A 12,449-nucleotide genomic window follows, 5' to 3' on the forward strand; every position below is an offset into this window, starting at 1 on the left:
CACGGATAGAAGGGTGAGATTGCACCCATCTGAATCTATCGATACTGTCGCGCTAAAGGGAGTGCGTCATGTATCGACTGGACAGCGATAGTGTTCGACGAGCAGGGGAGGCTTGCGTTTGAAGTGGCTGAGAAATGGCTTTGAGCTGAGTTTCCGTATCCGCCCGGCAGGCCTTGCGCTGGCGGTACTCTACGCTGTCGCGTGCTGGGCCACCTGGCACCTTTCCGTCGATCAGTTCTTCCTTCCGGCTGGAATCCGTGTTGCGGCGCTCTTGCTGACCCCGAAGCGAATGTGGGCGTATCTGGTCCTTGGCGAGTATGCCTACTTCGCCCACATGCGCTATCCGATGATTGAAGATTACGGAATGGCCTGGGTCATTTTCGGATCTGCGTGCCTCATACCCGCGGTGGCGCTGATCGTTCATCTTCACCACAAGCTGATAGCTTCCACCACCGAAAGCTGGTTGCTTTCGATCGCGGCATCCGCTGCGCTGGTGGCCACTTCTCTCAAGCTCGGTCTGATTCACATGCTGTGGCCAGCTCCACCGAGCATGCCGTTCTACACGAACGCGATGCTCTACGTGCTCAGCGACTACATTGCAATCCTTACGGTCGCGCCCCTGGCGCTGCTCTGGATACGCCGACACAGCGGCTACGACTGGACGACCTGGCGACGCCGACCGACCATCGCTGCCCTCACTTCGCTGGGTATGCTGGGCGCTCTGCTGCTCCAGGTCGGCACGGAGGATCACTCTGCACGAGCAACGCTGCAGTTGTTGCTGGTGCTGCCAGTCATCGCACTGACTTGCATGCACGGTTGGCGGGGGGCCGCTGTAGGTGTTCCGCTGATGAACATCATCCTCAGCCAGACCATGCCGACCACGGGTCTCCCCGGCTCATTCGACGAGACCACCTTCTTCACCCAGCAGATCATTGCCATCACCAGTACAGCGCTTATCGCGCTGGGACCGCGCATCACCCATCATTACAATCAGCGCACACCTGTAGCGATGTCAGCATCACGGGTCAATGCACTCTCGCGCTCGGCGCATCTTGCCAACGAGCAGGACCTGCGCGAACGCGCGCTGGGCCTGCGCCAGATTGCAGATGACATCGAAGAGGCTCTGGGAGAGACTGTGCAACAACTCAAGGCCGATGGCCATGAAGTTCCTGCGTCTGATCTGCTCCGCACCTTCTCGCAACGCTCACGGCGATTCCGTGAACTGACCAGTATGGTCTATCCCACGGAGCTCGAGCATGCAGGCCTCTATGTCGCCTTGCGTGCGGGTGGACTCAGCGAAACCTGGAACGCCAGCCATCGGATCGTCCGTCCGATACTTGGCGGGGATCCATGCCAGCTGAGCATGGGCCTGCAACTTGCCGCGTATCGCACCTTTGCCGAAGCCGTATCGCTTTTCCTGAAGGACGAAACCGGCCAGATCCAGATCAGCGCTCGCTGCGGTCGCTATAGAGGCATGCACGGTATCGTGCTGAGGGTCGCGCTGCTGGACCGACATCGCGCACTCGCCTCGCGAACCATGGAAAGCGCCATTGATCGACTCTCTGCACGCGTGCACGCCTATTCGGGACGCGTGCAATGCCGGGGCCACCGCATCACCATGGTGTTGCTGGACACTGCAGGCGAGTCCGAGCGCGGAACACTTCCATACAAGCGAAACGACATTTGCGAGACGCCCGCGCGCCAGTGATCACAGGCGGACGATCAATAGCCCAGGCGACGCCTGTGGCTCGCCCCCGTAGAGGTGTTTCCTCCCTCTGCGAAGCAAGCCACAGGCAGGCCACCTGTATTCAGCCCGTCATTTGTTACTGACCCCGCGCTCGACCGACCAGACTGCCCCACGCCCCTCTCCATAGACGACCAGAGAAAAATCAGGCCCGCGGAAGACAACGCTGCGGCGAGCATTCTTCGGTATCGCCAGAGGCTTGGACGGCAGCGACACGCGAGCTACGGTCTTGCCGGCCGGCAAGGCCCAGAACGTCGATTCGATGTTGGCAACGATCAGATTGACCTGGCCGGTCAAATCATTGACCTGGTAGTACGACACCCCATCCCGCTCGAATGCGTAGACAAGCCATGCGGGATCTGAACTCAGATCAAGCGCTGCGGGCTGGCTCTCACCCAACCCAGCCGTTGCCAGTGGCACACCCTGCCCTCCGCCCGGACAGCAGGCAAACGACAGCGCAGGAACGACCAGCAGCGCAGCAGCGGCGCTCAACTTCGACAACCGGGAAAATCTCACAGGCATCTCCATGATTGAAAGGTGGACAACATCAAGGCAACACAGGCGCGCCCCTGGCAGATAGTGCAATATCCCCTGAGTGCCCCATGGCGACGTGAACAATCTCAGGATTCGCCTCCCTGTCAGCATACCTGCGCCACTCACAACCCCGCCGTTCACATCACTCGCCCTACGTGGATACGAACAACGGCGGAGTTTCTGCCAATACCGTTGCACACCCCGCGAAGTATCGCTACTTTCGCCGCTGGACCGTTACCGCCCCGAGAGAATGTGAGCGTTGCTCGCGTACCAGCCCATCCGAGATGGAGCGCCGTGAAGAACATGGCACTAGCCGGCATTCCGGTGCACCCGGCCGGGCTTCTCTTGGCTGCCGCCTACGCTATTGCCTGCATATCCGCCCGACAGTTTTCCCTGGACCAGTTTTTCCTTCCTGCCGGTATCCGGGTGGCAGCGCTTTTGATCGTTCCACAACGTCGATGGCCTTATGTATTGCTGGGAGAATGGGGCTACTTTGCATATCTGCGCATCCCTACGATCGACGAGTACGGCCTGGAATGGGTCATCCTGGCGTCCACGCTGCTGATGCCGATGGCGATGCTGATAGTTCACCTCCATCTGAGAAAAACCATATCCGAGGCAGCCACCGGATTCTGGCTGCTGTCCCTCTCAACGTCGGCAGCAGTTGCGGTCACCGGTGTCAACCTGAGTCTTTCTCGCCTGCTGTGGCCAGTTCCTCCCCCAGATACGCTGCTGGATGCTGCCGAAAGAGTGGTATTTGGTCATTTTGCCGCGATCATCACCATGGCTCCACTGGCCCTTCTTTGGGCCCGGCGGCGCTCCGGTTCTCCATGGCAGAAGAGGTTGCTCGTTCCATCCCTCGTGGCCATTGCCCTGATGCTGGCCTTGGGGCTATGCATGCAGCTGATTTCGACGAATGCCCATTCGACCCGTACGCACCTTGTGCTGTTGGCGGCATTGCCCGCCATCACCTTGACCTTCATGCATGGATGGCGTGGCGCTGCCATCGCGATTCCACTGTTGAACCTTCCACTTCATTTCGCCACCCCCAGCACCGGCCTGCCGGCCTCGTTCGATCTGGGCACGTTTTCCACCCAACAGAACATGGCGGTGATGAGTGTCGCGTTGCTTGCGCTCGGTTCCAGCATCAGCTATCACCATCAGCGCGCCCGATCCCGCGGCCTGGCCGAGGAAACGACACTACGTCTGGCACGCAGTTCCCACCAAACCAGCGAACGTGAGCTGCGTGAACGGGCCATCCATCTCAAGCACTTGGGAGAAGGCATGGACAGCTCGCTCGGCGAGATGGTCAACTGGCTGAAATCCCAAGGCCACCACGCGGTAGCGAGCAGCCTGCTACATGCCTCCTCCGTGCATTCACGCCTTTTCCGGGAGCAGGCCAGCCTGGTTTATCCGACCGGACTGGAGCAAGTCGGGCTCTACGTCACCCTGCAAGCAGGTGGCGCAAGTGGAGTCTGGAAGAACAGCGATCGCGTCACGGTGCATGACCTTGCCGGCAACCCCTGCCTGTTGAGCGTAGAGCTTCAACTGGCGATCTACCGCACCGTGATCGAAGCAGTATCGATTCTGCTGGAATTGGAATCCGGTCAGATCTGCATCCGGGCTCGCTGTGGCGTTGCCGGACGTCAGCGCGGCATCGTCGTGGTGGTGGGCCTGCTCGATCGCAGACAAGGGTTGTCGACTCACACCATGAGTCAGGCCGTTGAACGACTCTCTGGCCGAATCCTGCCCTACGGCGGCGCGGTGCAGTGCCGTCACAATCGGCTCCGGATCGCGCTATCTGAGCCCACACAGAGACCATCATCGACCGTTCCTTAATCTGAGCTACAAATCGCCAGACACACCCGCCATGGACCGCTAAAGTTACGCCCGAAACCGCCGCTATCCGTGCCGAGCCCTCCTTCGTGAGCCACCGCATCATGCCCGTCCTGCCGCAGGCCGCCGTCGATGGCGACCTGGCCGATCCCCTGCCACAGCGGATCCTGCTGGTCGAAAATTCCCGTGCGTTCACCGGCATGCTGCGCGAAGCCATCGAACAGCGCCTGGAACTGCCGGTGGTGATCGCCTCCACCCTGGCCGAGGCCGATCGCCTGCTGAGCGAAGGCGGTGGCTGGTTCCTGGTGCTGACCGGGCTGGTGCTGGCCGATGGCGACCGCGATGCGGTGGTCGAGTTCTTCCTGAAGCGCGACCTGCCAACGGTGGTGGTCAGCGGCGTGTACGACGAGGACCTGCGCAAGCGCGTGCTGCAGCAGCAGATCATCGATTACGTGCTGAAGAACACCCCCGGCAGCATCGATTACCTGGTGTGGCTGGTGCAGCGGCTGGAACGCAACCGCCGCATCGCCGCGCTGGTGGTGGACGATTCGCCGTCTGCGCGTGGCTACGCTGCGGCCCTGCTGCGCATGTACGGCCATGAGGTGCATGAAGCCGCCGACGGCAACGAGGGCCTGGCTGCGATCGAGGCGCACCCGGCGATCCGCCTGGCGGTGGTCGACCAGGAAATGCCCGGCATGCAGGGCGTGGAGTTCACCCGTCGCCTGCGCACCCTGCGCTCGCGCGACAAGGTGGCGGTGATCGGCATCTCCGGCAATACCGATGCCTCGCTGATCCCACGCTTCCTTAAGAACGGTGCGAACGACTTCCTGCGCAAGCCGTTCTCGCGCGAGGAGTTTTTCTGCCGCGTCTCGCAGAACGTGGACCAGCTGGAGCTGATCGGCACTCTGCAGGATCTGGCCACCCGCGACTTCCTCACCGGGCTGCCCAACCGACGCTTCTTCCTGGAACAGAGCCAGCGCCAGCTGCCACAGCTGCAGCTGCATGGCCAGTGCGTGGCGGTGGCGATGATCGACATCGACCACTTCAAGCACATCAACGACACCCACGGCCACGAGGCCGGCGATGATGCGCTGCGCTCGGTGGCCGGCGCGGTGGCCGCACATGCACGCAGCCAGGACCTGATCGCACGCTTCGGTGGCGAGGAGTTCTGCCTGCTGGTGCCGGACATGGAACAGGACGAGGCGCTGCTGTACTTCGAGGAACTGCGCCAGCGCATCGCTGCGCTGGAAGTGGACATCGGCAGCGCTACCCTGCGCATGACCGTGAGCATCGGCCTGTGCTGCCTGCGCCCGCAGCGCGATGCGCTGCACCGGCTGATCTCCGAGGCCGACCGCCAGCTGTACCTGGCCAAGGCCGGTGGCCGCAACCGGGTCAGCTGCACCACGGTGGCCAGCCCGCTGCGCCCCCGCGAGCCTGCCCTGCCTTGACCGGCCCGCCTTGATCCAGATCAACGCCGCACCCGCGCGGCAGTTCTACAGTCGGCCCCGACATACGCATGAAGGGGAGCCGGGGGATGGCACTACTGGTCTGGCAGGACGATCTGAACATCGGCATCGATGTGATCGACCAACAACACCGCCGCATCATCGAGATGCTCAACCACCTGCACGTGGCACAGGCCAGCATGCAGCGTGCGGCGGTGGGTGAAGTGATGGACGAGGTGGTGGACTACACCCTGTCGCACTTCGCCTTCGAAGAAGAGCTGATGGAGGAGGCGGGCTATCCGTTCTGTGCCGCGCACAAGCGCGTGCACGAGGTCTTCATCAAGCGCGTCTCGGAATACCGCATGCGCTTCCAGGCCGGCGAGGACATCAGCGATGAACTGCGCACCATGCTCTCGCGCTGGCTGTTCAACCACATCCGCGGCGATGACCAGGCCTATGCCGAACAGGTCAAGGCGCACCTGAACCACTTTGCCCGCGAACACCAGGGTGGCGGCTGGCTGGGGCGCACGCTCAAGCGCTTCTTTGGTTGAGCCGCAGGGCGCGCCGGTGCAGTGCTACCAGCGCGCACAGGGTAGCTACCGCAGTCAGGCACAGGTAGTAGCCGACCGCGACCAGGCCGAAGCGTTCCGCCAGCCAGGTGGCCAGGTACGGCGCCGGCGCCGCACCCAGAATGCCGGCCAGGTTGAATGACAGCGAGGCGCCTGTGTAGCGCACTTCCACCGGGTAGATTTCGGCCAGGAAGGTGCCACAGGGGCCGTAGGTCAGCCCCATCAGGAACAATCCCAGGCACAGGAACGCAGTGACCAGCCATGGGCTGTGCGGCTGGAACAGCGGTGCGAACAGCACGCCGAAGCCGACGATCAGCACGCTGGCGACGATCATGGTGCGACGGGTGCCCCAGCGGTCGCCATAGCGTGCCGACAGCGGGATGCCCAGCGCGAAGAACAGCATGCCGGCCATCTGCATCAGCAGGAACTGCTCGCGGCTGTAGCCCAGCACGGCGGTGCCATGGCCGAGGCTGAACACGGTCATCAGGTAGAACAGCACGAAGGTGGCGAACGCCCCCAGCGTGCCCAGCAGCATCGCCACCGGATGGTCACGCAGCACCGTCCACATCGGCAGCAGCACCGGTGCTTTGCGCTCCAGCGCCTGCCTGAAATCGGGGGTCTCGTGGATGTTCAGGCGCACCCACAGGCCAAGGCCGACCAGCAGCGCGCTGGCCACGAACGGAATGCGCCAGCCCCACTGCAGGAAGTCACCCTGGCTCAGGCAACGCCCCAACGCCAGGAAGATGCCGGCCGACAACAGGAAGCCGAGTGGCGCGCCCAGCTGCGGGAACATGCCGTACCAGGCGCGCTTGCCCGGCGGAGCGTTCTCGGTGGCCAGCAGCACCGCCCCACCCCACTCGCCGCCCAGCCCCAGGCCTTGGCCGAAGCGGCACAGCGCCAGCAGCGCGGGGGCCCACAGGCCAATCTGTGCATGGGTGGGCAACAGGCCGATCAGCACCGTGGACAGGCCCATGGTCAGCAGCGCGGCCACCAGCGTGGCCTTGCGGCCGATACGGTCACCGAAGTGGCCGAACACTGCCGAGCCCACCGGGCGCGCGATGAACGCGACCGCGAACGTTGCCAGTGACTGCAGCAGCGCCGCCTGCTCGCTGCTGTCCGGGAAGAACAGGTGCGGGAACACCAGCACGGCGGCCGTGGCGTAGATGTAGAAATCGAAGAATTCGATGGTGGTGCCGATCAGGCTGGCCAGCAGGACACGACGGGGGGAATTCACGGACGGCGCGGCAGCGGTGATCGTCGACATCGGCAACACGGGTAACGGCGGATCGCCCGATTCTGCCACGGGCCGATGGCCGCACGGGGCGATGGTTTCAGCCGACACCGATGCCAACGGAATTTTTCGGGACACCCGCTAGGCTGCGCCACCGGTCCCTGCATGGACGCTTTGCCGATGACTGCAGTCGCGCTGTCGTGGTCCGATTCGCCGAAGCTGCCGCGGATGGCGGCGTGGCTGGTGGTACTGCTGGTGCATGGCGGGCTTGCTCTGTGGCTGCTGGACAGCGGCCGGATCGAACTGCGCAGCGACGACGGCCCACGGATCTTGCTGCGTTGGCTGCCACCGGAACTGCCGACGCCGGTAGCCAAGCAGCCGACCTTGCCCTCCGCACAGATGACGCGTCCGGCCGCATCGGTGATGCCCCGCCCTGCCCCGGTTGCGCAGGCAGACAGCGCCCAGCCTGCCGCTGAAAACGCGGCTGCGGTGGCGCCACTGATCCTGAGTCTGCCTGCGGGCAGCATCGACGGTGGTGACGGCATCAGCGCTGCGGGTGTCGCTCCGCGTCTTATTGGTCGCCGCGAGATACACCCGGCATTCGCGGCGCGCCGCAACTACTTCCCGATCCGTCGGCAGATGACCCCCGAGCAGATCGTGCATGGCGTCGCGCAACTGCTGGGTTTGTGGCCACCGGGCTACATCGTCGACCCGTGCGAGCTGGGCAAGCAGGACATGGACTATTTCCAGAACGCCGTCGAAGAAGCCGACCGCGACATGCTGCGTGCGGCGGTGCTGCAGGTGAGCGCGCGTTGCCGGTAGTCGCATTACTGTGGCGTCGAGCTTGCTCGACGGCTTTTCGCATTTTGTAGAGCCGAGCCATGCTCGGCTGCATTTCGCGAAGAGCAGTCGAGCATGGCTCGACTCTACAAAGAGCAAACAGCAGCCGAGCGTGGGCTCGGCTCTACGAAAAGCGCTCGGCGGGCGCGTCGTTACAACTGGATCCAGGTGGCCTTGATCTCGCTGTACTTGTCGAACGCATGCAGCGATTTGTCCCGGCCGTTGCCGGACTGCTTGTAGCCACCGAACGGGGCGGTCATGTCACCACCGTCCCAGCCGTTCACCCAGACGCTGCCGGCGCGCAGCTGGCGTGCGACACGATGGGCGCGGCCCAGGTCACGCGTCCACAGGCCCGCCGCCAATCCATAGCGGCTGTCATTGGCCACGCGCACCGCTTCGGCCTCGTCGTCGAAACCAAGCACGGCCAGCACTGGCCCGAACACTTCCTCGCGTGCCAACGCGTGGTCCGGACGCACCCGGTCGAACACCGTGGGCTGCACGTAGCAGCCGCCGGACTCCACCTCGGCCCGATGGCCCCCCATCAGCAGACGAGCGCCCTCGCCTTCGGCACGGGCGATATCGGCCAGCACCTTGTCCACGTGCGCGGCGTCGACCAGCGCACCCATCGGTGCATCGGCCTCCAGTGGATGGCGGGGCTGCATGTGCTGGCCATAGGCAATCACCTGGTGCACGAAGTCCTCACGGATCGAGCGCTGCACCAGCAGCCGCGAGCCGGCGGTGCAGACTTCGCCCTGGTTGAAGAAGATGCCCTGCGCCACGGCCTTGGCCGCTGCGTCCAGGTCCGGCGCGTCGGCGAACACCAGGTGGGGGCTCTTGCCACCGCATTCCAGCCAGACCCGCTTGAGGTTGGACCGTCCTGCATACTCCAGCAGCTTCGCACCGGTGGCGGTGGAACCGGTGAAGGCCAGCACGTCCACATCCATGTGCAGCGCCAAGGGCTCCCCCACGCGCGCACCATGGCCGGGCAGCACGTTCAGCACTCCGTCCGGCAGGCCCGCCTCGGCCGCCAGCGCCGCCAGCCGCAACGCCGACAGTGGCGAACGCTCGGACGGCTTGAGGACCACCGAATTGCCCATCGCCAGTGCCGGCGCGATCTTCCAGCAGGCCATCAGCAACGGGAAATTCCATGGCACGACCGCCGCCACCACGCCGGCAGGCTCGCGCGTGACCAGCCCCAGCTCGTGTGGGCCGGTCGGCGCGATTTCCCCGTACAGCTTGTCCACCGCTTCGGCGGTCCAGGCCAGGCAGCGCACCACGCCGGGCAGGTCGATACGGCGTGCGTCGCGCACCGGCTTGCCCATATCCAGGGTTTCCAGCAGCGCCAGCTCATCGGCGTGCTTCTCCACCAGCGCGGCCAGCGCCAGCAACACGCGCTTGCGATGCGCCGGGCTGGCCTGCGACCAGTGGCCCGCATCGAAGGCACGCCGCGCCGCCAGCACTGCGCGCTCCACGTCCTGTGCATCGCAGTCGGCGACCGCCACGAGCACACGGCCATCGATGGGGCTGATGCAGTCGAAGCGGGCGCCGCTGGCGGCGTCGGTGTAGCGGCCATCGATGAAGGCCTGGCCGGGCATCGAAAGCTGCTGCGACAACGCCTGCCAGTGGCTGCGGTGGGGAAAGTCGGCCATGTCGGGCTCCACGGAACAGTTTCCCCGGTTATACCGGCGCGACCGCGACTTCACCGTGACGTGGCTGCGCTACATTTCCCCCATCGGACCCGACGGAGCTGGCATGAAGCGTCCCGGAAGCGACCTGCACGACCTTGCTACCCAGCGCCCGGAATCACTGGAGGCGTACTGGATGCCGTTCACCTCCAACCGCCAGTACAAGGCGGCGCCGCGTGTGCTGGTGCGTGCCGAGGGCATGCACTACGAGGATGTCGACGGCCGCCAGATCCTCGACGGTACCGCCGGCCTGTGGTGCTGCAACGCCGGCCACGCGCGGCCGCGCATCGTCGAGGCCATCGTCGAGCAGGCGCGCACGCTCGACTACTCCCCTGCCTTCCAGATGGGCTCGCCGCCGGCATTCGCGCTGGCGCAGCGGCTGGCCGCATTGGCACCAACGCCCCTGAACCATGTGTTCTTCACAAGCTCCGGCTCGGAGGCGGTGGATACCGCGATGAAGATCGTGCTGGCCTACCACCGCCAGCGCGGCGAGGGCCAGCGCACGCGCTTCATCAGCCGCGAGAAGGCCTACCACGGCGTCGGCTTCGGCGGCATGGCACTAGGCGGCTTGCCCAACAACCGCAGGGCGTTCGGCCTGCAGCTGGGCGGCGTGGACTACCTGCGCCACACCCTGGACCTGCAGCGCAATGCATTCAGCAGGGGCCTGCCGCGCCAGGGCGCTGAACTGGCCGACGACCTGGAGCGGCTGATCGCGCTGCATGACGCCTCGACCATCGCGGCGGTCTTCGTCGAGCCCATCGCTGGGTCCGCCGGGGTCATCCTGCCGGCGCCGGGCTACCTGCAGCGCCTGCGCGAGCTGTGCGATCACCACGGCATCCTGCTGGTGTTCGATGAGGTCATCACCGGCTTCGGCAGGGTCGGCATGCCCTTCGCCGCACAGCGCTTCGGGGTCACCCCCGACCTGCTGACCTTCGCCAAGGCGGTCAGCAACGGCGCGGTGCCGCTGGGCGGCGTGCTGGCCAGCGATGCGGTGCACGCTACGCTGATGCAGGCGCCACCGCAGGCCATCGAGCTGTTCCACGGCTATACCTACTCTGGTCACCCGCTGGCCTGTGCGGCCGCGCTGGCCACTCTGGAGGTCTACGCCGAGGAGCGCCTGTTCGAGCGGGCCATCGAACTGGGCGAATACTGGCAGGAACGGCTGCATGCGCTGCAGGGCCTGCCCAACGTGATCGACATCCGCAACTTCGGGCTGGTCGGGGCGGTCGAGTTGGCGCCACGCCGGGACATGCCCGGCAGCCGCGGCTACGAGGTGTTCCGGCGCTGCTTCCACGATGGCCGGCTGCTGGTGCGCTGCACCGGTGACATCATCGCGCTGTCACCGCCGCTGATCGTGGACAAGGCGCAGATCGACCAGATCACCGGCACGCTGGGCGAGATGATCCGGGCCACGGCCTGAGCCCGGGCCCGCGGCGGCGAGCGGGTACAATGGGCGGTTCCGCTCCTGCTCGTTGCCGTGCCCATGGATATCGTCGTCAAAGAAGAACTGAAGGCCTATATCGACCCGCTGACCGCGGACGAACATGACGCGCTGGAGCGCAGCATCCTGGCCGAGGGCTGTCGTGACGCGCTGGTCCTGTGGGGCAACGTACTGGTCGACGGCCACAACCGCTTCGGCATCTGCCAGAAGCATGGCCTGCCCTTCAACACCGTACAGAACACCCGCTTCCAGAGCATGGAAGACGTGCACCTGTGGATGATCGAGCAGCACCTGGGCCGTCGCAGCGTGTCCGACTTCCAGCGCGGCGTGCTGGCGCTGCGCAAGCGCGACATCCTGGCCGCCCGCAAGCAGATCGAGCAGGCGCAGCTGCAGCGCGAGAGCGACGGCACCGCGGACATCACCGACGAAGGGGGCGAAGACAGCCCGCCGTGGGAGCCGGCCCCGAAGCTCAGCCGTGCTGAGCTGGCCCGCGAAGCCAAGCTGAGTACCAGCCAGGTCGGCATGATCGAGCGCATCCATGCCCAGGCTGCACCCGAAGTGGTGGAGGCGGTGAAGGCCGGCGTGATCTCGATCAGCGCCGCCGCGGCCGTGGCCGACCTGCCTGAAGAAGAACAGCGCGCCGCCGCCGCCGGTGGCAAGGACGAGCTGAAGCAGGCCGCCAAGCGCGTGCGCGAGTCCAAGCGCAAGCCGCGCGCGCCGAAGCCTGAACCGACCGAGATGGATTTCGAGGAGGCGGATGAGGACGAGATCGCCAGCCGCGATGCCGAAGTGCTGTCCGCACTGGAACAGCTGGGCGAGGATGCACCGGCCCTGCGCCGTCGCGTGGTCGCCCTAACCCGCGAGAACGACACCCTGCGCGCGCAGCTGGCCGCGCTGCGCAAGCAGCTGGAAGCGCTTTAAAAAAACGCGAACCTCTCATGTAGAGCCGAGCCCATGCTCGGCTGCGGTTTGCCGCGCGCAAGGCAGCCGAGCATGGGCTTGTATGTTCCTCCCGGCTCCTACGCGGTATGTAGGAGCCAGGGTGGAGGGACCGTCAACATGATATCTGCGGATAGCAGCCGACAGACGAGCCGAGCGATCCCCATCCCGCACCTTAACGTCGA

The 12,449-nt window shown here is 65.0% G+C and carries 10 protein-coding genes; 7 read left to right on the forward strand and 3 right to left on the reverse strand.

Translation table 11 applies throughout. The features are described from left to right. The first annotated feature begins 118 nt into the window (after positions 1 to 118). Entirely contained in the window at positions 119 to 1,708 is a 1,590-nt protein-coding gene (locus tag AC5P7R_RS15865; protein WP_031270281.1) for an MASE1 domain-containing protein, read from the forward strand. A gap of 108 nt (positions 1,709 to 1,816) precedes the next feature. Here the strand turns inward: AC5P7R_RS15865 and AC5P7R_RS15870 are convergent, their stop codons facing one another. Continuing rightward, the gene (locus AC5P7R_RS15870) at positions 1,817 to 2,236 is read right to left on the reverse strand and encodes a hypothetical protein (protein WP_227853851.1); all 420 of its coding nucleotides are present in this window, start codon (positions 2,234 to 2,236) and stop codon (positions 1,817 to 1,819) included. 345 nt (positions 2,237 to 2,581) lie between these two features. Between AC5P7R_RS15870 and AC5P7R_RS15875 the strand changes: the two genes are divergently transcribed. The 3 genes from AC5P7R_RS15875 (at position 2,582) to AC5P7R_RS15885 (ending at position 6,110) form a co-directional block, all read left to right on the forward strand. Continuing rightward, positions 2,582 to 4,117 (forward strand): MASE1 domain-containing protein, encoded by a 1,536-nt coding sequence (locus AC5P7R_RS15875; RefSeq protein ID WP_021203552.1) that lies wholly within the window; start codon positions 2,582 to 2,584, stop codon positions 4,115 to 4,117. Positions 4,118 to 4,218: 101 nt separating this feature from the next. Next, positions 4,219 to 5,562 carry a diguanylate cyclase gene (locus tag AC5P7R_RS15880; protein WP_233654148.1) on the forward strand — a complete coding sequence of 448 codons (1,344 nt, stop codon included), beginning with the start codon at positions 4,219 to 4,221 and terminating at the stop codon, positions 5,560 to 5,562. An 86-nt stretch (positions 5,563 to 5,648) separates the two neighbouring features. Then, positions 5,649 to 6,110, forward strand: coding sequence for a bacteriohemerythrin (locus tag AC5P7R_RS15885; RefSeq protein WP_478436317.1), 462 nt, complete (start codon positions 5,649 to 5,651; stop codon positions 6,108 to 6,110). Here the strand turns inward: AC5P7R_RS15885 and AC5P7R_RS15890 are convergent. Continuing rightward, on the reverse strand, positions 6,091 to 7,383 hold the full coding sequence (locus AC5P7R_RS15890; protein ID WP_478436552.1) for an MFS transporter: 1,293 nt from the start codon (positions 7,381 to 7,383) through the stop codon (positions 6,091 to 6,093). The genes AC5P7R_RS15885 and AC5P7R_RS15890 overlap by 20 nt on opposite strands. 156 nt (positions 7,384 to 7,539) lie before the next feature. On the opposite strand from AC5P7R_RS15890, the gene AC5P7R_RS15895 reads away from it, so the two are divergent. Beyond that, positions 7,540 to 8,181, forward strand: coding sequence for a hypothetical protein (locus AC5P7R_RS15895; protein WP_058979502.1), 642 nt, complete (start codon positions 7,540 to 7,542; stop codon positions 8,179 to 8,181). A gap of 170 nt (positions 8,182 to 8,351) precedes the next feature. On the opposite strand, the gene AC5P7R_RS15900 is transcribed toward AC5P7R_RS15895, so the two are convergent. Next, complete coding sequence (locus AC5P7R_RS15900; protein WP_495214034.1) at positions 8,352 to 9,848, reverse strand: aldehyde dehydrogenase; 1,497 nt, start codon at positions 9,846 to 9,848, stop codon at positions 8,352 to 8,354. Positions 9,849 to 9,951: 103 nt separating this feature from the next. Between AC5P7R_RS15900 and aptA the strand changes: the two genes are divergently transcribed. Together aptA and AC5P7R_RS15910 are read left to right on the forward strand one after the other, a co-directional pair. Further along, positions 9,952 to 11,304 (forward strand): omega-aminotransferase AptA, encoded by a 1,353-nt coding sequence (gene aptA / locus AC5P7R_RS15905; protein WP_111097880.1) that lies wholly within the window; start codon positions 9,952 to 9,954, stop codon positions 11,302 to 11,304. Between the two features lie 63 nt (positions 11,305 to 11,367). Beyond that, positions 11,368 to 12,246, forward strand: coding sequence for a ParB N-terminal domain-containing protein (locus tag AC5P7R_RS15910; RefSeq protein WP_478436316.1), 879 nt, complete (start codon positions 11,368 to 11,370; stop codon positions 12,244 to 12,246). The last annotated feature ends 203 nt before the right edge of the window (positions 12,247 to 12,449 follow it).

The organism is Stenotrophomonas sp. YJH_SMC_27 (assembly GCF_059369815.1).